At 69.6% G+C, this 21,738-nt stretch carries 19 protein-coding genes; 6 read left to right on the top strand and 13 right to left on the bottom strand.

Features of this window, described 5'->3' with window-relative positions; translation table 11 throughout:
- Window positions 1-91: 91 nt before the first annotated feature.
- The 6 genes from M9914_13255 to M9914_13230 all read left to right on the top strand — a co-directional run bounded on the left by M9914_13255 (window position 92) and on the right by M9914_13230 (window position 5,270).
- Complete coding sequence (locus M9914_13255) at window positions 92-1,447, top strand: extracellular solute-binding protein (protein ID MCO5175143.1); 1,356 nt, start codon at window positions 92-94, stop codon at window positions 1,445-1,447.
- An 11-nt stretch (window positions 1,448-1,458) separates the two neighbouring features.
- On the top strand, window positions 1,459-2,343 hold the full coding sequence (locus M9914_13250) for a sugar ABC transporter permease (GenBank protein ID MCO5175142.1): 885 nt from the start codon (window positions 1,459-1,461) through the stop codon (window positions 2,341-2,343).
- Between the two features lie 43 nt (window positions 2,344-2,386).
- Entirely contained in the window at window positions 2,387-3,259 is an 873-nt protein-coding gene (locus tag M9914_13245) for a carbohydrate ABC transporter permease (protein MCO5175141.1), read from the top strand.
- 6 nt (window positions 3,260-3,265) lie between these two features.
- A complete protein-coding gene (locus M9914_13240; GenBank protein MCO5175140.1) occupies window positions 3,266-4,057 on the top strand; it encodes an HAD family hydrolase in 792 nt (263 codons plus the stop codon).
- A 101-nt stretch (window positions 4,058-4,158) separates the two neighbouring features.
- Window positions 4,159-4,701, top strand: coding sequence for a hypothetical protein (locus M9914_13235; protein ID MCO5175139.1), 543 nt, complete (start codon window positions 4,159-4,161; stop codon window positions 4,699-4,701).
- Window positions 4,698-5,270 carry an RES family NAD+ phosphorylase gene (locus tag M9914_13230; GenBank protein MCO5175138.1) on the top strand — a complete coding sequence of 191 codons (573 nt, stop codon included), beginning with the start codon at window positions 4,698-4,700 and terminating at the stop codon, window positions 5,268-5,270. Before M9914_13235 ends, M9914_13230 begins: the two co-directional genes overlap by 4 nt.
- Before the next feature lie 45 nt (window positions 5,271-5,315).
- Here the strand turns inward: M9914_13230 and nagB are convergent, their stop codons facing one another.
- The 13 genes from nagB to M9914_13165 all read right to left on the bottom strand — a co-directional run bounded on the left by nagB (window position 5,316) and on the right by M9914_13165 (window position 21,719).
- Window positions 5,316-6,119 carry a glucosamine-6-phosphate deaminase gene (gene nagB, locus M9914_13225; protein MCO5175137.1) on the bottom strand — a complete coding sequence of 268 codons (804 nt, stop codon included), beginning with the start codon at window positions 6,117-6,119 and terminating at the stop codon, window positions 5,316-5,318.
- A 207-nt stretch (window positions 6,120-6,326) separates the two neighbouring features.
- Window positions 6,327-6,575, bottom strand: a complete 249-nt coding sequence (locus M9914_13220; GenBank protein ID MCO5175136.1) for a hypothetical protein — start codon at window positions 6,573-6,575, stop codon at window positions 6,327-6,329.
- 186 nt (window positions 6,576-6,761) lie between these two features.
- Window positions 6,762-7,868: an ABC transporter ATP-binding protein gene (locus M9914_13215; GenBank protein MCO5175135.1), complete on the bottom strand. Its 1,107-nt coding sequence runs from the start codon at window positions 7,866-7,868 to the stop codon at window positions 6,762-6,764.
- A gap of 24 nt (window positions 7,869-7,892) precedes the next feature.
- Entirely contained in the window at window positions 7,893-9,569 is a 1,677-nt protein-coding gene (locus M9914_13210; protein MCO5175134.1) for an iron ABC transporter permease, read from the bottom strand.
- Between the two features lie 139 nt (window positions 9,570-9,708).
- Complete coding sequence (locus tag M9914_13205) at window positions 9,709-10,701, bottom strand: ABC transporter substrate-binding protein (protein ID MCO5175133.1); 993 nt, start codon at window positions 10,699-10,701, stop codon at window positions 9,709-9,711.
- A gap of 170 nt (window positions 10,702-10,871) precedes the next feature.
- Window positions 10,872-11,927, bottom strand: coding sequence for a hypothetical protein (locus M9914_13200; GenBank protein ID MCO5175132.1), 1,056 nt, complete (start codon window positions 11,925-11,927; stop codon window positions 10,872-10,874).
- 639 nt (window positions 11,928-12,566) lie between these two features.
- On the bottom strand, window positions 12,567-15,557 hold the full coding sequence (locus M9914_13195) for an AAA family ATPase (protein ID MCO5175131.1): 2,991 nt from the start codon (window positions 15,555-15,557) through the stop codon (window positions 12,567-12,569).
- A 73-nt stretch (window positions 15,558-15,630) separates the two neighbouring features.
- Window positions 15,631-16,002, bottom strand: coding sequence for a HigA family addiction module antitoxin (locus tag M9914_13190; protein ID MCO5175130.1), 372 nt, complete (start codon window positions 16,000-16,002; stop codon window positions 15,631-15,633).
- The gene (locus M9914_13185) at window positions 15,936-16,109 is read right to left on the bottom strand and encodes a type II toxin-antitoxin system RelE/ParE family toxin (GenBank protein ID MCO5175129.1); all 174 of its coding nucleotides are present in this window, start codon (window positions 16,107-16,109) and stop codon (window positions 15,936-15,938) included. The genes M9914_13190 and M9914_13185 overlap by 67 nt, the downstream gene beginning before the upstream one ends.
- Before the next feature lie 129 nt (window positions 16,110-16,238).
- Window positions 16,239-16,892: an HD domain-containing protein gene (locus M9914_13180; protein ID MCO5175128.1), complete on the bottom strand. Its 654-nt coding sequence runs from the start codon at window positions 16,890-16,892 to the stop codon at window positions 16,239-16,241.
- A 40-nt stretch (window positions 16,893-16,932) separates the two neighbouring features.
- Window positions 16,933-18,342 (bottom strand): MFS transporter, encoded by a 1,410-nt coding sequence (locus M9914_13175; GenBank protein ID MCO5175127.1) that lies wholly within the window; start codon window positions 18,340-18,342, stop codon window positions 16,933-16,935.
- A gap of 262 nt (window positions 18,343-18,604) precedes the next feature.
- A complete protein-coding gene (locus M9914_13170; GenBank protein ID MCO5175126.1) occupies window positions 18,605-20,836 on the bottom strand; it encodes an AAA family ATPase in 2,232 nt (743 codons plus the stop codon).
- A gap of 58 nt (window positions 20,837-20,894) precedes the next feature.
- The gene (locus tag M9914_13165; protein ID MCO5175125.1) at window positions 20,895-21,719 is read right to left on the bottom strand and encodes a DVUA0089 family protein; all 825 of its coding nucleotides are present in this window, start codon (window positions 21,717-21,719) and stop codon (window positions 20,895-20,897) included.
- Between the last annotated feature and the right edge of the window lie 19 nt (window positions 21,720-21,738).

The raw sequence follows: 21,738 nt of genomic DNA, 5'->3' as shown, positions 1-21,738 counted from the left end.
CTCGGCGCGCCCCGTCCTTTGGCGCAGCTGGTGCTTAAGTGGTATACCTGAGGAGGTCTTCGACCACACCCTGCACGCCTGGAGGTCCAACATGCGACGACCCCTAGCACGCTGTCTCGTCCTGGCGCTCGCGTTCGCGGGCGTGGCCATGGCGCAACCGAAGATGGAGATCACGTGGTGGATCAACCCGTGGCGCATCGTCACGCCAGACATGGCCGAGGGGGCCAGCCCGACGGGCGAGGAGTACGCCCGGTACATGAGCGAGCAGTTCATGCTCCTGCACCCCGAGGTCACGGTCAAGTACGAACTCGTGCCCAACGCCGGGTTCGGCGAGAAGGTCACCACCGCGATCTTCGCGGGCAACCCGCCCGACCTCCTCAAGGACCTCGACTGGAAGGCCGAGTGGGCACGCGAGGGGCTGCTCGAGCCCATCGACGCCTACCTGACGGACGCTGACCGCGCCGACTTCCTCCCGTACGCGCTCGAGAAGGGCAACATCGACGGAGCGCACTACATCTGGCCGTGGAACAACTCGAACAACGGCATGGGCTCCACGATGCTCCTCAACGTCGACCTCTTCGCCGAGCGCGGCGTCGAACTGCCCGCCCTGCCGGACCGTTCCTGGACGATCGATGAGTTCATGGCCGCGGCCGAGAAGCTCACGTTCGACCGCGACGGCGACGGCACCACCGACGTCTATGCCCTCACGTTCGCGGCCAAGGACACGCTCAACATGCTGGCGTGGATGTACCGCTTCGGCGCCCGGCTCCTGAACGACGACGCCACCGAGTTCGTCCTCAACTCGGAGGCGGGCGTGCGCGCGCTGCAGCTCATCGTCGACCTCGTCTACGAGTACGGCTACGCCCCGACGGGCGGCGAGGCGCTCGACGTGTACGGCACCATCGACAACCTCCACCAAGGCCGCGCGGCCATGGGCTACGGCGGCATCTACGAGATCGGCCGTCTCGACCGTTACGTCCAGGAGGGCCGCATCACGGACCCCGTCCACGTGGCCATCGCGCCGTTCCCGCACGACCCGGTCACGGGCTCCGTCGCGCACGAGACGTCGGGCGGCTTCCTCGTCTTCAAGCAGAAGGACGAGGCCAAGCGCGACATGGTCATGGAGTTCGCCCGCTTCCTCACGAACACGGAGAACGCGAAGCTCCTCGAGACGCTCATGTACGTCACGGCGCGCAAGTCTGCCAACGCCGACCTGGAGTTCGGGACCGTCACGCCGTACATCGCCGACGTCGCCACCGAGGTCGCCGTCTACCAGGCCGCCATCGACCATGGCGTGCCCTACTACGGCCCAGAGAGCCTCGACACCGGCCCAGCCATCGAGCACTTCACCGCCGCCATGGAGGCCGCGCTGAGCCGCTCCAAGACACCGCAACAGGCCTTGGATGACTTCGTCGAGGCCGCCAACCAGGCCGTCTTCGGCCGCTGAGATCGGCTAGCGTGACGCGCGGAGGCGCGGCGCGCAGGCACGGGGCCGCCTGGGGTGCGACGTTCGTCGCGCCCCAGGCCGTGCTGTTCGCCGTCTTCTTCCTCCTGCCGGTCGTCATCGCGTTCGTGCTCGCGTTCATGGACGTGAGGCCGACGCGCATGACCTTCATCGGCCTGGCCAACTTCAAGCGCGTCCTTGCCGACCCGCTGTTCGGCAAGGCCCTCACGAACACGGCCATCTTCACGGCCGTCGTGGTGGTGTTCTGGCTCGGGAAGGCGCTCCTCATCGCGTACCTCCTCGACCCGATGAACCGCGCCCTCCAGACGTTCTTCAAGTCGGCGTTCTACCTGCCGGCCGTCACCTCGAGCATCATCATCTCGCTCGTGTGGGCGTGGATCTACCACCCGACCTTCGGCCTGCTCAACGCGTTCATCGCCCTCTTCGGCCTCAAGCCGGTGGCCTGGCTCGGCAACGTCGACACGGCGCTCGCCTCCCTCATGGCCATGCAGATCATCATGGGTGGCGGGTCGAGCATCGTCCTCCTCTCGGCCGCGCTCGCGCGCATCCCGCGCGACCTCTATGAGGTCGCCCTCATCGACGGCGCCAAACGCCCCGTCATCTTCACGAAGGTCGTGCTGCCCCTCATCCGGCCGACGCTCCTCTACCTCGTCGTCACGGGCACCGTCAACACGTTCCAGGTCTTCGAGTCCGTCTACGTGATGACGCAGGGCGGCCCGCAGTTCAGCACCACCACCGTCGTCTACCGCATTTACCAGGAGGCGTTCCAGCGCTTCAACCTCGGGCTCGCCTCCGCCCAGGCCATCGTGCTGTTCCTCCTGACGTTCGTGCTGGCGGCCGTGCAGTTCCGCTTCCTCGGCCAGAACGTGGAGTACTGATGGCCGCACGGCTCCCACCGCTCGCAGACCGCCGGCGGCGCGCATGACGGCCCGGCGCTTCGACCCGTTCCTGCGCGACCCAGACCACCCCGTCCGCCCTGGGCCCGTCGGCGCGGTCGTGATCCTGGTCGTGCTCGTGGTCCTGTCGCTCGCGGCGATAGCGCCCCTGTACTGGATGTTCGCCACGTCGCTCACGCCCTCGGCGCTGACCGTCAGGTTCCCGCCCGAGCTGGTCCCCAGCTCGCCCACGCTCCGCAACTACCAGGACGTGCTGGCGCAGCCGAACTTCATGCGCTGGGTCCTCAACTCCCTCGTCCAGTCCGTCAGCGTCACGCTCGTCACCATCGCCACGGCGAGCATGGCGGGCTACGCGCTCGCGAAGCTGCCGTTCCGGGGCTCCCGCGCCCTCTTCTGGCTCTTCATGCTCTCGATGATGCTGCCGTTCGAGGCGATCCTCGTGCCCCTGTTCCTCGTCGTCACCCGCCTCGGGCTGGTGGACAGTTACCTGGGGCTCATCCTGCCGCTGCTCGTCAGCCCCTTCAGCATCTTCCTGATGAAGCAGTTCATCGGCACGCTGCCCACCGAGCTGCTCGACGCCGCGCGCGTCGATGGCGCCGGCGAGGCCCGCATCTTCTGGGAGGTAGTCCTGCCCCTCGTGCGGCCCGGCCTGGCGTTCCTAGGCATCATCACGTTCGTCGCGCAGTGGAACTCCTTCGTATGGCCGCTCGTCGTGACGCGCTCCAGCGGCATGCGCACGTTGCAGGTCGGCCTCGTGCTCATCCGCGAGCAGGAGCCCCTCTTCTACGGCCTGCACATGGCCGCCGCCGTCCTGGCCGCCCTGCCCGTCATCGTCGTGTTCTTCGCCTTCCAGCGCTACTTCCTCCGCGGCGTCACGGTCGGCGCCCTGAAAGGCTGAACTCGCGTGGCCAACATCGGTTTCGACCTCGACGGGGTGCTCATGCGCAACCCGTTCAGCGGTCACGTCTTCCCGGCCTTCCACCGCCTCATGCGCGCGGCGCCCGCGCTGCGAGACCTCGACGAGGCCGCCGCGGCGGCGGCCGTCACACGCGCCGTGCGCGAGCGCTGGGGCGCGTTGATGCGGCGCGGCGAGTTCGCGGCGGCCTACGACTGGGACGCCACCTTCCACGCCGTGGCGGAGCGGTTCGGCGGCGGGGTCGACCTGCCGGCCGTCGAGGCCCTCGTCAGGGAGGGGTGCGCCCTGCCGGGCGTCATCGCGGCGCTGCCCCACGCGCGCGAGACGGTGGCCGCGCTCGCCGCCGCCGGCCACCGCCTGGTCGTCGTGACCAACGGCTACGCCGCCTACCAGGAACCGGTGTTGGACGCGCTCGGGCTGCTGCGGTACTTCGAGCGCGTCGTGACGCCCGACTGGGCCGGCGCGGCCAAGCCGCAGCGCGAGGCGTTCGCGGCCGCGGGGCCGCTCGACTGGTTCGTGGGGGACACGCTCGTGCACGACGTGTTCGGAGCGCGCTCGGCCGGCGTGAAGGCCGTGTGGCTAGACGCGGCCCTGCCCGACGCCCTGGCGGCCCTGCCCGTCGCCGCGCGCGCCGGGCGACCGGAGCTGGCCGCCTGCGTGGCCGAGTCGCTGGCCGCCTCGCAGTACGCCGTCTTCCACCCAGAGGCGGACGCGGCCAGCTGCACGCCCGAGGCGGTCATCAAAGACCTGGCGGAGTTGGTGGGGGTCGTCGGGCCGTAGAATGGACTATCCTGGGACTCCGTTCTACGTCTGAAATCGTGCCAGCGCTGGGCAACCGCGGGTGGCCGGCCGCGGTCATGACCATCGGCCGAGGAGAAGCGATGGGCTTCGCCACCGGCAGGAGCGAGGACTCCGTCGAGGAGCGCCTCGCGGTGTTCATGCAAGACCTTAGGGCGAACGGTATCGGGGCCGTTCAACTGGACGCCCTCCAGCAGGCGCTGGCGGGCGGGCCCGAAGACGAGCCACGAGTCGTGGCCGCACTCAACGGCTTGTACGAGACGCTTGGCGAGAACCCGGCACCGGTCCAGGAGGCGCGCGTTCTCATCGCCACCCTCGGGGAAGAGAGGCTCGCCGCCCTCCTGCTCGTGTCGAAGAGCAGCGTGCAGCGCTACGCGCGGGGCAAGCGCCAGGCACCCGAGGTCATCGTCGAGCGCCTGCACTGGCTGGCCCTACTCGTGGGCTACTTGCATGGCGTCTACAACGACTTCGGTGTGCGGCGCTGGTTCGACCGTCCGCGAGTGCAACTTGATGGCCTCTCACCGGCCGAGGCCCTCGAGTCGGATGGGATCTGGACGCCTGACACGCCTTGGGCGGTCCGAGTGATGGAGCTTGGCATGGCAACGCTCGGGATGGTCGCCACATGATCCTCTTCCGCGTCACGCAAGGTAGGTACCCGTTCATGTGGGAGACTCCCGCGCAGCCGGCAGGGCGTTGGCATGCCGCTGGTAACGGCCCCGTTCACTACTTCGCAACTACGATAGACGGCGCCTGGGCCGAGTTGATACGACACGAGGAGATAACGGACCCGGAGGATATCGCCGGTCTTAGGGCGGCGCTTTGGGTGATCGATGTACCGGATGATCAGTCCCTGGCGGAGCCGGTGCTTGCCGAAGCGATCCTTACCGGCGGTACCGCCGGTTACCCGGTATGTCAGGCAGAGGCCAAGCGACTGCGTGAGGCGGGCAGCGACGGGCTCATCGCCCCATCCGCGGCGCTCGCGCCCACTGGAGCCGCGTGTTACCGCGTTGACGGCGGCCTGATCGTCGAGCCGGTCGTGAGCAGGGTGGTCGCGCTGTTCGGGCCGCGCCCGGACCTGAGGGCGCAACGCGCAAGCGTTGGCGGGCGGCCGCCTCGTCGGGTCTTGGACCAAGTTCGGCGGCTGAGCGGTCGATCGGTCGAGTCGACCACGCGCGGGACGGGCCTCCCGTCCTGAAGAACCGGAGCGGACTCCAGCCAGGGGACTGGCGCTCCCTGCCCCCTACGCCCGCACCAACTCCCGATAGGGCGCCCAGTCCGGCTCGTTCTCCAGCGTCCAGCGGTAGTACTCATGACCGGCCAGGCGTGCGGCTGCGGCCTCGTCGGCGAGGACGTGGCAGCGCGGGTGGAGCTGGAGGGCCGTGGCGCTCACCATCGCGGTGATGGGCCCCTCCGTCGCGGTGGCGAGGATCTCGGCCTTGTGCGCGCCGGTGGCGATCATCAGGACCTCGCGCGCCTCCAGGATGGTGCCGACACCCATGGTGAGGGCGCGCGGCGGCACCGCGTCCGGGTCGCCGCCGAACATGCCGGCGTTCTGCTTGCGCGTCTGGGGCGCGAGCGCCTTCTCGCGCGTGCGCGACATGAGCGACGAGAGCGGCTCGTTGAACCCGATGTGGCCCGAGTTGCCAAGGCCGAGCAGTTGGAGGTCGATGCCGCCGGCGGCCGCGATCTCGGCCTCGTACCTGGCCGCCTCCGCCGTCAGGTCGGCCGCCATGCCGTTGGGCAGGTGCGTGTTCTCGGGCCGCAGGTTCACGTGCCGGAAGAGCATCTCCTGCATGTAGTGGTGGTATGAGCGGGGGTCGTCAGCCGCCAGGCCGACGTACTCGTCGAGGTTGAACGTGCGCACGCGCGAGAAGTCTAGACCCTCGGCACGGCTGATGCGCACGAGCTCGCCGTAGATCCCTTCCATCGTCCGGCCGGTGGCGCAACCGAGCACGAGGTCGGGCTTGGTGGCCACGCGGTCGGCGACTATGCGGGCCGCCAGGCGCTCGGCGTGCCCTGAGGTTGGGAGGATCAAGATCTCCATCCGACTACCCTATCCAAGCGCGGGTGCTTGGGGAAGGGGTCTACCGTTGGCCGGCGGTTGGCCGGCGGTGCTGGCGGTCGGCTGTGGCGCTGGCGCTCTGGAACTCGGCACGGATCCCCGGCGAGGAGCCCCGGTGAGGATCCCCGGCGAGGGGCCCCTGGACCATCCTCGGCCCCCGGTTGCCTAGTCTTGGACGGCCCTGGTGGTTCAGCGCATAAGCAGCCCGTCGGACTTGTCCGGCGCGGCCTGGAGCGTCTGGATGAGCTTGCGGGCCTGCTCGACGACGACCTTGGCGCGGGCGCTCGAACGCGCCTCGAGCGCCTCGTCCACGGCGCGCCCCAGGCTGAAGAGTTCCATCGCGAACGCGTCGGCCAGGCGCTTCGTAGCGGCCAGCTCTTGGGCGTCGCGCAGCAGGTTCTTCAACTGCGCCTCTACGTGGAAGGGGGTCTCGGTCATGGGCTCTAGCTTGCCTCGGCGTAGATGTCCGGTTTCTTACACGTCTCGGCCTACGAACCGACGGGGCTCACCGGACCCACGCGCTGGCCGATGCTCCGCGATCACCCTTCCCAGAAGGGCGAATACGGACGATTTGGCGCTTCCTAGAAGGGTGAATCTCCTCGGACGCTACCCCGCGGCCCCCACCTAACCGTCCGCCAGCGCGTGCAACGCCCCCGGCGCGAGCGCCACGTGTGTGCCTGGCGCGAGCAACCCCGTCTCGGCTGGGCTAGCGACGTCCACCTGGAGGTCAGGCAGCCCCTCGACCTCCACCAGGTAGCGGGCGATGGTGCCGAGGAACGTCGTGCGCTTCACGACGCCGGAGAGGCTGCCGGCCGCGCGCTCGTCCTGCTCGGCCGCGCGCGCCAAGTTCATGGCCTCCGGCCGCGCGACGACCACTACGTTGGCCCCCGGTCGCTCCTGGCACGGGTCGGCCAGCGTGAGGGTCGTGCCGGCGCTGCGCACCGTGCGCGCGTCGAGGAGGACGCCGGGCAGGAAGTTGGCGTCGCCGATGAAGTCGGCCACGAAGCGCGACACGGGCCGCGCGTAGATCTCGCGCGGGCTGCCGACCTGCTCGACCCTGCCGGCGTTCATGACCACCACGACGTCGGACATGGCCATGGCCTCGATCTGGTCGTGGGTCACGTAGACGCTCGTGATGCCGAGGCGCTGCTGCAGGTCGCGGATCTCGACGCGCATCTGCTCGCGCAGCTTGGCGTCCAGGTTGGAGAGGGGCTCGTCGAAGAGGAGGAGCTTGGGCTGCATGACGATGCAGCGGGCGAGCGCGACGCGCTGCTGCTGACCGCCGGAGAGCTGGCTGGGCGCGCGCTTCGCCATCGCGGTGAGGCCCACGAGCTCGAGGACCTGCCCGACGCGCTCGGCCAGCTCCGCCGCCCTCACCCCGTGCATCCGCAGGCCGAACGCGATGTTCTCGTACACGTTGAGGTGCGGGAAGATCGCGTAGGACTGGAAGACCATCGCCGTGTCGCGGACGTTCGGCGCGAGCTCGTCCACGCGCCTGTCGCCGAAGTAGATCCTGCCGGCCGTGGGCTCCTCGAAGCCTGCGATCATGCGCAGGAGCGTCGTCTTGCCGCAGCCGGACGGCCCGAGCAGCGTCACGAGCGCGCCCTTCTCGACCTCGAGCGAGACGTCGTCGACGGCGACGACGGTCGCGCGTTCCGGCCCGCCCGAAGGCGCGACCTCGGGCGAGGCGAACTCTTTGCGAAGCTTCTCTAGGCGTAGGTCTGCCGGCATCACGTCTCCTTGGGCTTGGCGGCGCTAGAACCGCACCGAGGTGGCGTCCTCGGCGCCGCGGCCCACGATGAGGTTGATCACCCCGAACGCGACGAGGACGATGGCGAGGAGCACGACGCTGTAGGCGGCCGCCACCCCGAGCCTGCCGGAGCCGACCTCGTTGAGGATCTGCACCGTCATGAGGTTCCAGTTGGCCGACACGAGGAAGATGGCGGCGCTGATGGCCGTCATGGCCCGCACGAACGCGAACACGAGCCCGGAGAAGAAGGCCGGGGCGATGAGGGGCAGCGTGATGCGCCTGAACGTCGTGATGGCGTTGGCGCCGAGGTTCTGCGCCGCCTCCTCGATGGCCGGGTCGATCTGCCGCAGCACCGCGATGCCCGACTGGATGCCGACGGGCACGTAGCGGAACACGAAGTTGAGCACGAGGATGGCGAGCGTGCCCGTGAGGATGAGGGGCGGGCCATTGAACGCGAGGATGTAGCCGATGCCGGCGACGGTGCCTGGCACCGCGAAGTTGAGGATCGACATGAACTCGAGCGAGGCGCGGCCCGGGAAGCGCTTGCGCACGACGATGAACGCGATGAGCATGCCGAGCAGGCCGCTGACGGGCGTCGTGAGCACGGCGACGACGAGCGTGTCCTTGACCGTCTCCCACCCGACGGCGAACACGTAGCGGAAGTGGCGCAGGTCCGGGGTGTAGTCGAAGCCCCACACGCGCGTGAGGGCGCCGACCAGGATGACGGCGTAGAACGCGATGACGACTACCGCGAACGCCACTACCACCGCGTACAGGAGCCACTTGGCGCCGGGCGAGACGATCTTGCTCGTTGAGGCCGTCGGCTTACCAGTGACCGTGATGTACTGGCGCTTCGCGAGGTAGTAACGCTGGATGGCGAAGGCCGTGATGGACGGCAGGAGGAGAACCCCCGCCAGCATCGCGCCCCGCGCCAGGTTGAACGAGCCGGTGATCTCGAGATAGGCCTGCGTGGCGAGCATGGGGAAGGCGGCGCCGCCGAGGACGAGCGGGTTGCCGAAGTCGGCCATCGACTCGATGAGCACGACGAGGAACGCGCTGGCAACGCCCGGCAGGGAGAGGGGGAAGATGACGCGCCAGAAGACCTGCCAGCGACTGGCGCCGACGTTGAGGGCGGCGTCCTCGAGGGTCGGGTTGAGCCCGGCCAGGACGCCCCGGAGGTTGAGATAGGCGATGGGCGCGAACGTGAACACTTGAGATAGAACGACGCCGTGCATGCCGTAGATGCTGAAGTCGGTGAGGCCGAACAGCTGGCGCGTCACCAAGCCGTTGAACCCGAACAGGAAGAGGATCGAGATGGCCCCGGCGAACGGGGGAGAGATGATCGGGAGCATGACGAGCGTGTGCAGGACGCGCTTGAACGGCACGTTGGTGCGGGTGAGCACGAACGCGGCGATGTAGCCGACGACGACGCCGACGAGCCCGACGAGCCCGCCCACCACGAGGCTGTTGCGCAGCGCGTTCCGGTACAAGCGGCGTTGGCCGAGGAGTTCGAAGTTGGCGAGCGAGAAGCTGCCGTCGGGCGCCTGGAACGCCGTGAGCAGCACGCGCGCGAGCGGCCACACGACGAAGACCACGAGCGCTGCCATGATCGCCAGGATCAGCGCCAGCAGGATGGGGTCGCGCGCGATGATGCGGAGTTCTTGCCAGGCTCGCTTGAACATCGGGCCTTTCGGGGGTGGGGCCAGGAGGTCGCGGGTCCGGTGGCGCGTTCTTGGCCGGGTTCCGGCGTCGGTGCGGCCACTGCCGAGGCTCGCGCCCAGCCAGGTGCCTGGCGCGAGCCTCGACCACGTTACTTAGGCGTTACTGCCCCAGGACCTCTTCGACCCAGCGGTCGACGAGGCGCTGCCGGTTCTCGGCGGCGTAGCCCGGGTCCCAGCTCACGAGCTGGATGTCGGCGAGCGACGGCACGCCTGGGCCGGCGCTGACGTCGGCCCGGATGGGCATGAAGTACGTCTTCTGCGCCGACAGGGCCGCTTGGCCCTTCTCGGAGGTCATCCAGTCGACGAGCTCCTGGGCGCCCCCGAGGTTCGTGGCGCCCTTGAGGATCGACATGGCCGCGACCTCGTAGCCGACGCCCTCGCTCGGGAACACGATCTGGGCGGGGAAGCCCTCGTCGATGAGCTTGAGGAAGCCCGGGCTGAACTGGATGGCGACGGCCGTCTCACCGACGCCGAGCGCGCCGGACGGGGCCGTGCCGCTCTGGGTGTACGTCTGCACGTTGGCGTTGAGAGCCTTCATGTAGTCGAAGGCCGCGTCCTCGCCCATCACCGTCGCGACGGTGAGGATGAAGTTGTAGCTCGTGCCGGACGACTGCGGGGACGGCATCTGGATGAGGCCCTTGTAGCTCGGGTCGAGGAGGTCGGCCCAGCTCGTCGGCACCGCTGCGCCGCGGCTCTCCAGGATGTCGGTGCGCACGCCGATGGCGAGCGGGTTCGTGTAGATGGCGTGCCAGTACCCTTCGGCGTCCTTGAAGGAGTCGGACAGGGCGGCGGCGTTGGCGGACACGTACGGCTGGGTGAGCCCGCGGTCCTTGGCGATGATGTGGTTCTCGCTCGGGGCGCCGAACCAGACGTCGGCCTGCGGGCGGTTCTTCTCGGCCTCGATGCGCGACAGCGCCGGACCGGCCGAGAGGAACACCATCTGGACCTGGACGCCCGTGTCGGCAGTGAACGCCTCGAGGATGTGGCGGGCGTTCTCCTCGTCGACGCTCGAGTAGACGGTCAGCGTCTGGGCGGAAGCGAGGCCCAGCAGCGCGGCTGCCAGGAGTGCGATGAAGGTGGACCTGAAACGCATTTACCCTCCGGTTCGCGAGGCGACGGCCCGAGCGGTCGGTGAGGACGCCGCGCCGGGTGAGGCGCGCGCGACCGACCTGGTTGACTGGACCGCGGCTTGCTAGGCGATTCTACCGTTCCGGGGCCGCGGCGGAGGGACGTGGGTGGCTGTGTGTCTGATGCCTGGACCAGTCACCAGATGGCGGCGGGCGTGCCGCGGTTGGAAGCAGTGTCCGTGCCCGCCAACTGGGCAGTCAGGTTGGACCCCCAGCCCCACAGTCCGCTCGTGATGGCAAGCGAGTGGTACGCGCCGGCGGCGATGGTCGTGGCTTCAGGTAGGGCCACGACTGGTTGGGCGTCCGGTGAGTAACCGGCCGTCGTACCGCGGCCGAGTTGGCCCATCCCGTTGCCGCCCCACGCGACGACGGTGCCGTCGGTCCGCAGGGCCAACACGTGTTGGAGTCCGGCCGCAAGGTGCGCCACCCCGCTCACGCCCGCGACGGGGGCGGGCGCAAGGGCGAACGCGGGCGTGGTGGCGCCCCTACCTAGTTGGCCGACGCTGTTGGCGCCCCATGCCACCACGGTGCCGTCGTCCAGCAGCGCGAGGGAGAACGCGGAACCGGCCGCCACTTCTGTCGCGGTGGCGATGCCCGGGACCTCCACGGGCGTGGCGAGCGCAGGGTAGGCGATATCGGCGCCCAACTGTCCGGACCTGTTCGACCCCCACGCCCATACGGTACCGCTCGATGTCAGGGCCAGCACGTGCCCACCGGCACCCGTGCCGCCGGCGGCCAACGCGACCACGTCCATCAGACCCGGGACTTCCGTAGGCACGGCACTGCCGGCAGTGAACGTACCTTGACCGAGCTCGCCGTCAACGTTCAAGCCCCAGGCCATGACCTTACCGTCGTTCAGGAGGGCGAGCGACTGGTTGCCGGCGGCGACGACCGCCTTGGCGCCGACCACCCCGTCGACCTTCACGGGTGTGCGCTGCGGCTGTAAAGGATCGCCTGTACCGTTCGGACCGACCTGACCGCCGCCGTCGCTCCCCCAGGCCCAGACGGTGCCGTCGGAGGCCAGGGCCAGCACGTGGTTGGCGCCCGCCGCCACCTGGACGATGGCAGGTAGACCGGGTACTTTCAGAGGCGAGGCGCTCTGCACGGTGCTCAAGCCGACACCGAGTTGCCCCAAGGCGTTGTTGCCCCAGGCCCATACCGTGCCGGCTTCGTCGACGGCCACGGAGTGCATGTCGCCGCCGGCGACCGACAGCGGTGCTCCGCTCGGGCCGCCGCGGGGCGGGTCGGGTCGCGGGTCGTCGGGAGGTCCGGCAGGACCGGTCGAGCAGGCCGATGCAAGTAGGGCGACGACACCTCCTAGAAGAAGGACCCTTACTAGTGAGAAGACGCGCCGTGGAGGTTCGGTCCGGGCAGTGGGGGTGTCGTTGCGCATGGGGGAGTGTAGTCCGCGATCTCCGGTGGCGCCGTGATCCGTACGCGATGTGGTACCCGCGCCACTCGGACGTCCGCTCACGCGGATCGACGTTCAGGTGCTCACTAGATCTCCTCCTCCAACATCCGTTGCAGCGGCGCCAGCGGGATGTCAGGGAACCGGGTCACTGCTCGAGCCACTCTGATCGCTGAACTGATAGGTGGTATGCCGGATAGGCACCGCGAGTTCCTGCTCACCTTCGAGCGCGGTGAGCCCGATCGGACCCTCCTGCCGTTCTCCCACGTCGCCGACTTGCCTGCCGTTCGATGGCGGCAGCTCAACTTGAGCGAACTGAATGCCGAGGGGCGAGGCCGATTGGTCGCCCTACTGGAAGACCCACTTGGCCGGCGTACATGAGTCGAGCGAGGCGGTGCGCTCGTCTCAACTGCGGCTATCGTCTCAGTTCACCGCTCCGCCCTCCCCGACCCACCCACCGGCCCTCACCCGCGCCGCACCCTCTGCATCGCCGCTCTCCTCCAGCACGCGCGCGCGTTGCTCCTCGATGTCGCGCAGGTACGGCATGATCGGACTCAGCGCGTCGGGTTCCAGTCGCCCCTTGACCTCATCGACCTCGGCCAGCAGCCCGCGCGCGGCCTCGAGGTCCGCGCGGTGCAGGGCGTAGTCGAGGGCCACCTTCAGCGCGAGGAGCAGGCGCCACGCGGCCCGGGCGCTCGTGTCGCTGGCGCACACGCGCCTGGATAGGTCCACCGCCTCGGCGATGAGGTCGTTGCCCTCGGCCAACGCTCCTTGCCCACCCGCGATCTCGCCCGCGCGGGTCAAAGAGTAGCCCAGCAGCGCGTAGTCAGGCACCGCGCGCGACCGCTCCGCCGCGCCGCGCCGCAGCGCCACGGCCTCCTGGATGTGCCGCCATGCGGGCTCGCCCGATCCGAGCCGCCGCTGCAGGGTGGCCAGCCGCTCCAGCGCGTCCGCTACGTTGGCCAGGGCCCTCGGCGCGCTAGGCGCCATGCTCAGATGCCGGCGCATCATCTCGAGGACCTCCACCAGCAACGCCTCCGCGTCTCGCGGGCGGCCGGTGGCAGAGTACGCGTCCGCCAGGTGATCGAGGGCGGTGGACAGGCGGATGTCCAGGTCCACGTTGGCCGCGTCCTTGGCCACCTCGCGCAACGTGGCGGCGGCCTGCTCCAGGTCGGCGAGGGCGCCCTGGGCGTCGCCGCGCATCAGCGCGTTCGTGCCCACCTCGCTCTGGACGGTGGCCACCTGCAGGCGCCGCACGGGGTCGTCCTCCAGCGCGAGGAGCCGGTTCGCCACGCCGAGCGCGTAGCGGTAGGTCTCCAGGGCGTCGTCGAGCCTGCCGTACTCGTCGAACCACGCGGCGTACATGCGGTGGAGGCGCAGCGAGGCCTCCAGCACCTCGACCTCGGGCTCGAAGCTGTCGAGGCTCTGCACCACGGACACTGCGGCGTCGATAGCCTCCGAGCGCAGCTCCTGGGCGCCGGCCTCCTCGTGGAACTCGGCCACGTCCATGAGGACCTGGGCGTACAGGCCGGCCGACCAGGTGTTCACGTCGTCCTCGTACGCCTCGCCGGTGAGGCGTACGAGGCGCCTGAGCACGGAGCGGCGCGCCTCGGTGTCGCCGGCCGTGGCCAGTACGTCGTTGGTGGCCCGCAGCCACGCCAGGTCGCCGTCCTGACGTGCGTCCGAGATGCTCTCCAGCAGCGTCGCCTGCCGCACGGCCAGCCCGTGGGCGACCTCCAGCTCGCCCGCCCTCGAAGCTGAGAGCGTGAGCTGGTGCAGGCCGTGGGCGGCGAGGCGGCGCTCCTCTTCGTCGTCCGAGGTCTCGAACAGATCGGCGGCGAGGCGCATCAGGGCGCGTTCTGCGTCCGCGGTCACCGGGAGGGGCAGCTCGCCGAGCATCACCTGGGCCACGACGGCGCGTAGCGCGTCCTCGGCGGCCGCCTCGTCGTGGAACACGGGGAGGAACTCGCGGGCCACGTCCTGGTAGATGCGCTGGCTGAACGCTCCGCGCTCCTCGGTGAGCCAGGCGACGTAGCCGTGGCGCTTGCAGGCGTCGGCCAGCGCGTGGGCGACGGCGTCGCCGGCGGCAGGACCGCCCGTTCGGCCGTTTGCCAGACCGCCAGCTTGACCGGCGCCCACGCCGCCGGCCTGGTCGCCCGCCCGGTCGACCGCCAGCCGCCGGTGCGTCAGCTCCACCAGCGCCTCGAGGAACTCCGCTCCCTGCACGCCCGCCAGTGCCACCGCCTCCTGGACCGCGGCGGGGCTGTTGGCGAAGCGCTCGGCCACGACGTCCTGCAGCTTCACGCTCTTGGAGAGCAGCGTCTCGAGCCCGGCGTCGGTCAGTGCGCCCGTCGGGTCGCGCCCCTCGAACCAGGCGCGGCTGCGCGGGTCGAGCGTCAGGCGCACGATCTCGTCGAGGTACTGCGGGTTGCCGCCGGCGCGCTCCGTCAGGCGGGCCACCTGTGAAGCCGGCAGGCCGGGCAGGCGTCCGGTCACGAGCGGCTCCAGCCCGGCGATGGGCGTCAGCCTCAGTACCTCGACCCGTTCGGGCCGTAGCCGGGCCTGGCGGGCGAGGATGGCGGCCACGGACGCGTCGACCTCGCCGTCGGCCGCTTCGGCGAACTCACGCTCCCAATGCGTCACCAGCAGCAGTAGCGGCCAGTCGCCGGCCGCCATGGCCTTCAGTAGGGCCTTCACGAACGCGGTGACGCCAGGGTCGGAGGCGGAGAACTGCGCGTCGTCGACGAGTATGACGGCGGGTACCGTGCGGCCGCTCGGCCCGTCGAACAGCTTCCCGAGGTCGCCCAACAGTTGGTCCACCAGCGAGTCGCGCCGCTGGCCGAGCAGCGTGGCGGCGTCGAGCGCCTGGCGGTCCTTGCGCCAGGAGTCGTGGATGCCCTTGAGCTCGAGCCCGACCTCGCCGGCCTTCTTGATCAGGCTGAGCACGGGGACGAGGTCGAGGACCGCGTCGGCTGCGACGGCCCCGCCCAGCTTGGCCAGCTGCCCGAGCCGTTGCCGGCGGCGCTGCTCGCGGTGGAGCGGCTCCAGGTGCGGGACGAGGTAGCTGTCGACGTGCGCTGCCAGCGCCCCGGTGGCGACCTGGTTGCGGCCCACCGGGTCCGACAAGCGCACGCCCCACCACAGGAACGGCATCTCGGCGGCGGCGTTCCAACTGGCCGGCGGCGGGTTGACGAGCAGGTTGTTGCCGTCGGTGCCCAGCTCCGGCGGCCAGTAACCGCCTTCCGGCTGCTCGGATCGGACCAGGCGCGCGTAGAGCTCCTGCGCCAACCGGGTCTTGCCTAGGCCCGCCTCGGCCAGCAGGACCACCACGCGCGGCCCAGCGCCTCGCTTGACCTCCTGCCAGCGAGACAGCAGCGTGGCCAGATGGTCTTCGCGGCCGCAGAACGTGGGCATGGGAGAAAAGTACCAGACGGTGCGTCGGGTGCGGTACGGAACGGCCAGGGCCAGCTTGTGGTTCTGGCCCGGTCTAGTGGGCTGCTAGGGAGTTCACTAGGGGTTTGATCCGAGGCTGCGGTCGTTTGGCGGCTTCCGCGAGCTCGTAGTTCGTCTGCAGGTTCATCCAGAACTTGGCAGTGCTGACACCGGCGGACTCGAGCCTAAGCGCCAACTCGGGGCTGATGCCGGCCTTGCCATTGAGTACGCGGGAGAGATTGGGGCGCGTCATGCCGAGCCGTTCGGCTGCCTCCGTGACGCTAAGACCAAGTGGCCCCAGCACGTCTTCCTTGAGGATCTCTCCGGGATGAGGATGGTCGAACATGATGGTCACCTTCTTCAATGGTAATCGACGTAGTCGACCTGGTCGACATCGGTTCCGGCGAACTTGAAAGTGACTCGCCAGTTGCCGTTCGCCGTGATGGACCAATACCCTTTCATGTTCCCCTTGAGCTGATGGAGGTCGTAGCCGGGGAGGTTCGACTCCTGGGGGCTGGCCAGTACACTGAGCACCCTACTGACTCACTGCCTCTGAGTGTGCGTGCCACAAGACACCAGCAACTCGAGAAAAGGCTGTTCTCGACGGTGTGGTTGACGATGCTCCCTGATGAGGAGATAGGGTCCAGGACGCCCTAGGCCATTTCACATGCGCCTAGCCAACAGGTATTGCTCCTCTATACGCGTGAAGAGCCGCCTGGCCAGGTCGGTGCTCAGGCGCTTCTCGGCGCTGAGGAAGAACTCGTCCAGGTGCCTGTGCGAGTCGCGTGAGGCTATCAGGACGCTGGCGTCGTAGCGCGCCTCGCGTTCGTACCTCAGGGCCTGCAGGCACATATCGATGAGGTTCATATCGCGCACGAACACCGCCTCGGCGTCTCCTCGCTCCTCGTAGGCATGCCAGAGCGCGGCGGGAGTGGCCGCCGTCGCGCCCGGCAGCAGCTCCAGCACGGCCGCGCGCTCGAGCCGAGCCTTCTCGGCTTCCGGCACGCGCCGGTCCTCGGCGGCGGCCCGTGCGGCGAAGTCGCCCGTCTTGGCCTCGGCGATGTCGTGCACGAGGGCCATCGTCACGGCGCGGCCCGCGTCGACGCCCGCCTCGCCTGCGAACAGCAGGCAGAGGTAGGCGGTGCCCCAGGAGTGCGCCGCCACGCTCTCCGGATCCTGGACGCCGTGCATCACCCAGCCCGCGCGCGGCTCGTCCTTGAGGCGCATGGCGGCGTAAGCCAACTCGAGTAGGCGCTCCGGCTCTTCCGTGCCGCTCCGGGACGGCGCTGAGCGGTCGGTATCGGGCAGATGGTCCATGGGTCGTGAGGCTACCGCAAGGTGGCGGGCAGCTGGCGAGCTACTCGATGAGCTGCTCGCGCGCCGCCGCCTCGAACGCGCCCTCGGGCCCGCCGACCGGAGCGGTGATGGCGTTGACGGCCGCGACCTCCTGGTCATCGACTACCACCGAGACCATGGCGTCGTGTTCGGTCATCTCGATGCGCACCGGCTTCAGCCGCGCGACGATGACGTAGGCGAGGCTCGAGCCTATCGTGAGCATGGCCGCGATGGCGAGGGCCGGCCTCGGCCCCATCTGCGTGGCCAGCCACCCCAGCGGTCCCGAGGCGATCGCGATGCCGGCGAAGAACACCAGGGAGTGCACCGACAGCATGGACGACCGGCGTGAGGAGGGGATGGTGTCGTGCAGGAGGGCGTAATGGGGGACGTTGGTCGTTGCGAGCGCGAAGTAGGTGACGGCGAGGCCGACGCCGAGGCCCCACGCCGAGGCCAGCGCCGCGAACAGCAGCATGGCCACGCCACGCACGACCGTGCTGACGCCGGCGAGCGCCACGCTGCCGCCGGGGAAGAGCTTGCCCCAGCGCATCACAGCGAGGCTGCCAAGCAGGACTGCTACGCCGGAGAGCGTGCCGAGGACGGCGAACGGGAGGGAGTCGTCCGGCTGGTCGCCGAACGTGAGGGCCGCGATGGGCTGCCAGAAGGTCTCGATGCTGACCATGGCCAGCCCGCTCGCGCCGGCCGCGACGAGCAGCCACCTGACCCGCGGGATGCGCTTCGTGAGCCTGCCCGCATCCATGAGGATGGCCGGGACCGCCTTCAAGCCGACCAGCTCGCCGCCCTGCGGCTTCACCGGTTCCTGCATGAGCAGGTAAGTGAACAGCCATACGAGGCCGCGCAGCACCACGCCGGCGAACAGCGCCACGCCGAACCCCGAGAGGGGCCATGGCAGGTCGAGGCCAGCCGTGAGCTTGGGGAGGACCCCGCCCAGGGCCGTGCCTATCAGCATGCCGGCCGACTGGTAGACGTTCACCGTGGCGAGGTGGGGCTCCAGCTCGACCTCCGGCTCCAGGCGCTTGAGCTCGTCCACGTACCAGGCATCGAGCGCGCCCGAGTGGAGGGCGGAGCCGATGCCCTGCAGGAGGGCGTAGACGAGGGCGAGGAAGGGGCCGGAGACGAACAGCAGCGCCCCGAACGAGGCCAGCGTGAAGAGCTGCGAAGCGAGAGCGACAGGTCGGCGCCCGATGGCGTCGGCGAGCCCGCCCGTAGGCAGTTCCAGGAGCACGACGAACACGGCCCGCAGCGTGAAGGCCAGCCCGATCACCGCCAGGTCCAGCCCGCGGCCGGTCATGTGCAGCACGAGGACAGGCATCGGCACGGCTATCGCCAGCTCGAGCAGCCCGACGAGGAACGCGTAACGCAGGGTCAGCGCGTGCTGCGGGCCGCGGCTCACGGCAGCCGGCTGCGCAGCCATGGGCGAGCCCCCCGAGTAGGTTCAACCGGTTGTCGGTGGCCGGTGGAGCAGCGAAACTCCTCGGATGCCCCGGACCAGATCCAGCGCTCCGTTCGCGCCATCTCCCTCTCCTAAGTCCTCCCACTTGTTGTGGCGTACATCATAGCAGTGGGGCGGGCCAAGGGCGCGCCGGCGGCCGGCTCGAGGCCTAGCCTCTCGCGGCCGGAGGCAGACCCGTGCCCACCAGACGTTACGTCTTGTTGTGCGGTAACGCGAAGCCCGGTCAGCCGGCCGTGGCCTTCAGCAAGTAGTACGTGGTCCGCCAGCGTACTTCCTGGTCGGCGAGCTGCGCCTTGAAGACCCTCTCGACGCGCTGCAGCTCCTCCTCGCCCAGCATGCCCGCTAGGTGGTCGACGAAGGCGGGGCGCCCGGCGCCCCGTGCGAACCAACCTTCCACGGTCTCCCTGGCCAGCCGGCGCGTGTCCGTGAACTCGAGTCGCGTGAGTTGCACGTCGGCGAACCCAGCGCCGGCGAGCAGTTCGGCGACCTTCTCGGGGGCGGCGCCGAGCGTGTTGCCCCGCGCGGGACCGGACGGGGCGTAGATCGACTCCTCCGCAGCCGCGAGGCGCTCGGCCAGCCCCGGTGCCTCGCCGGCCATGTCGACGAGGGCGTTGAGCCGCTGGGCCCTCCGCGTGTCGACCTCCGCCAGCGCCAGGCCGCCCCCGGCGACCATCACGGAGCGCAGGGTGGCGAGGACGCGCGGCAGGTCGCCCTCCCTGGTGCCGGCCAGCGCCCCCCGCCCGAGCGCGGCGTCGAACCTCACGGCCCCGACGAGTTCGGCTGTCAGGGACGCGAGGTTAGTGCGTAGAACGACCGGTCGGTCTAGCTCCGGGAGGTTGCTCGCTTGGGCGTCCAGGGCGCTCGCGGCGCTCTCGTCCGGCTCGAGCGCCCACACCTGGCCCTCCGGCGTGCGCCGCACGGCCTCCCAGGTCAGGAGGCCGGTCCCCGGCTTCAGGTCGAGTACGACGTGGTGCCTCGTCAGCGGCGTCAGGCCGAAGAGCGCGTCTCGCAACTCGCCCAGCCGCTTGCCCCGCGAGGACACGGCGCGTTCGAGCCACCGCTCGCGCTGTCCCGCCGCCCGGCCGTCGCGTGGCGCCACCGTGAGGACCTCGGGCGTGGGCTCCGCTTCCAACATGGCCGCGAGCTGCGCCTCGCGCCTGCGCTCCACCTCGGCGCGGATGGCCGCCTCGTGGCCGCTTGCGCTCGGCTGGTAGAAGACCTGGCCCTGCAACGACGTCGGTAGGTACTGCTGCGCCACCCAGTGGTCCCGGTAGGCGTGCGGATACGCGTAGCCGGCCCCGTGGCCGAGCGACTCCTTGTCGCGGTTCCCGTCGCGCAGGTGGACGGGAACCTCCGAGTCGCGCTCGCGCTCCACGGCGGCCAGCGCGTCGAAGAAGGCCAGCGTGCTGTTGGACTTCGGGGCCGTGGCAAGGTAGAGGGTCGCCTGCGCCAGGTGGTAGCGGCCCTCGGGCAGGCCCACGTAGTCGTAGGCTTGCGCCGCCGCCACCGTCTTGGGCAGCGCCGACGGGTCGGCCAGTCCGATGTCCTCGCTGGCCAGGACGAGGAGGCGCCTGAAGATGAAGCGCGGGTCCTCGCCGGCGTAGACCATCTTGGCGAGCCAGTAGAGGGCGGCGTCGGGGTCGGAGCCGCGCACGCTCTTGATGAACGCGCTGATCGTGTCGAAGTGCGCGTCGCCCTCCTTGTCGTACAGGACGGCGCGGCGCTGGATGGACTCCTCGGCGACCTCCTTGGTGACGCGCACGCGGCCGCCTTCGGGCGGGGTCGTCTCGACCGCCAACTCGAGGGCGTTCAGCAGGGCGCGCGCGTCGCCGTTGGCCACGTTGACGAGGTGGTCGAGGGCGTCCTCCTCGAGCTCGACGGTGCGATTGCCGTAGCCGCGCTCCTTGTCGTCGAGGGCCTGGTACGCCACGGCCCGCAGGTCGTCCTCGTCGAGCGGCTGGAGCTGGAACACGCGGCTGCGGCTGACGAGCGCCTTGTTGACCTCGAAGAACGGGTTCTCTGTCGTCGCGCCGACCAGGATGACGGTGCCGTTCTCGACCCACGGCAAGAGCGCGTCCTGCTGGGCCTTGTTGAAACGGTGCACCTCGTCGACGAAGAGGATGGTCTTGGCGCCGGCGCGGCGGGAGGCCTGCGCCGCTGCGACGGCCTCACGGATCTCCTTGACGCCGGAGAGCACGGCGTTGATGGCCGTGAAGCGCGCCCGCGTGGAGTTCGCGATGACCCTGGCGAGCGTCGTCTTGCCCGTGCCCGGCGGCCCGTAGAAGATCAGCGACGAGAGCTGGTCGGCCTCGATGGCCCGCCGCAGCAGGCGGCCGGGCCCGATGATATGACCCTGGCCGATGAACTCGGCCAGGGTCCTGGGCCGCATGCGCGCGGCAAGCGGTTCGGTTGCGGGCGACTCGAAGAGCGAGCCTGTGTGGGGGTCGGCCGGCATGCGTGGGGCCATGCTAGCCGCTTCGGCCCCCAGTGAACGAAACGCGCCGGACGGCGGCTCAGCGCTGGGGGACGTAGACCTCGAGGTCCAGCGTGTAGGCGCCCTCGCCGTCGAGGCTCCACGCCGCCACGTACACGACGTACGTGCCGGGACTCAGGAGGGTGAACAGCGCAGAGTCGCTGTTGTAGCCGAGCTCCTCGCTGTAATCGGCGTCGTCGTTGCTCGCGACCGCGTAGCCGGCCGAGTCGTACACGTACAGGTAAGTGTCGAAGTCGTTCGAGGAGGCCGCGATGCGCAGGGCGGTGGGCTCACTGAGCTGGAGGAGGAACGCGTGGCTCGGGCCCGTCCAGCCGGACGGCACGGTCGGGTCCGACGCTGCGAGGACGCCGCTGTACTGGCCGGGTGCGCTGATGGGCGTGGCGTCCTCGAGGCCGGCGCCGATGCCCTGGTCGACGACGATCTCGTACTCGCCGAGGTCGTACTGGCTGTAGCCGCTCACCACGATGTAGTACTTGCCGGCCGTGTACGGGTACACCTGGAGGCGCGAGGTGTAGGCGTCGCCGTAGCCGTCGTCGTCGTTCCAGTCGTAGAGCCCGCCTTCCGGATCGAAGACGCTCACGTAGGTGTCGAAGTCGTAGCTGGAGACGGTGACGACGAACTCCTCGTCCATCCCGGTCTCGAACGTGTAGATGTCGAGGTACGAGCCGTCCTTGTAGTTCTGGCCGTCCGATTCGTCGAGCTGACCGGTCACGCTCACGCCCGCTTGCAGCTTGGTGAGCTGGGAGACGTAGTAGTTGGGGACGTTGAACGGCCGCTGGGCGCCGGCCATGGCGACCATGGCGAACGTCAGGGCGATCAGGAGTCGGGTTGGCGTACGTGGCATGCGCGTTCCTTTCGCGGTG

The organism is Trueperaceae bacterium (assembly GCA_023954415.1).
Classification (GTDB): domain Bacteria; phylum Deinococcota; class Deinococci; order Deinococcales; family Trueperaceae; genus JAAYYF01.
The sequence above is the reverse complement of the archived record's forward strand: the minus strand, read 5'-3'. Positions and strand labels throughout refer to the sequence as shown.

Coding starts and splice junctions, on each gene's coding strand:
- M9914_13255 (MCO5175143.1), top strand. CDS start 92: ATGCGACGACCCCTAGCACGCTGTCTCGTCCTGGCGCTCGCGTTCGCG.
- M9914_13245 (MCO5175141.1), top strand. CDS start 2,387: ATGACGGCCCGGCGCTTCGACCCGTTCCTGCGCGACCCAGACCACCCC.
- M9914_13235 (MCO5175139.1), top strand. CDS start 4,159: ATGGGCTTCGCCACCGGCAGGAGCGAGGACTCCGTCGAGGAGCGCCTC.
- M9914_13230 (MCO5175138.1), top strand. CDS start 4,698: ATGATCCTCTTCCGCGTCACGCAAGGTAGGTACCCGTTCATGTGGGAG.
- nagB (MCO5175137.1), bottom strand. CDS start 6,119: ATGGAGATCTTGATCCTCCCAACCTCAGGGCACGCCGAGCGCCTGGCG.
- M9914_13220 (MCO5175136.1), bottom strand. CDS start 6,575: ATGACCGAGACCCCCTTCCACGTAGAGGCGCAGTTGAAGAACCTGCTG.
- M9914_13215 (MCO5175135.1), bottom strand. CDS start 7,868: ATGCCGGCAGACCTACGCCTAGAGAAGCTTCGCAAAGAGTTCGCCTCG.
- M9914_13210 (MCO5175134.1), bottom strand. CDS start 9,569: ATGTTCAAGCGAGCCTGGCAAGAACTCCGCATCATCGCGCGCGACCCC.
- M9914_13205 (MCO5175133.1), bottom strand. CDS start 10,701: ATGCGTTTCAGGTCCACCTTCATCGCACTCCTGGCAGCCGCGCTGCTG.
- M9914_13200 (MCO5175132.1), bottom strand. CDS start 11,927: ATGCACTCCGTGGCCGTCGACGAAGCCGGCACGGTATGGGCCTGGGGC.
- M9914_13195 (MCO5175131.1), bottom strand. CDS start 15,557: ATGCCCACGTTCTGCGGCCGCGAAGACCATCTGGCCACGCTGCTGTCT.
- M9914_13180 (MCO5175128.1), bottom strand. CDS start 16,892: ATGGACCATCTGCCCGATACCGACCGCTCAGCGCCGTCCCGGAGCGGC.
- M9914_13175 (MCO5175127.1), bottom strand. CDS start 18,342: ATGGCTGCGCAGCCGGCTGCCGTGAGCCGCGGCCCGCAGCACGCGCTG.
- M9914_13170 (MCO5175126.1), bottom strand. CDS start 20,836: ATGCCGGCCGACCCCCACACAGGCTCGCTCTTCGAGTCGCCCGCAACC.
- M9914_13165 (MCO5175125.1), bottom strand. CDS start 21,719: ATGCCACGTACGCCAACCCGACTCCTGATCGCCCTGACGTTCGCCATG.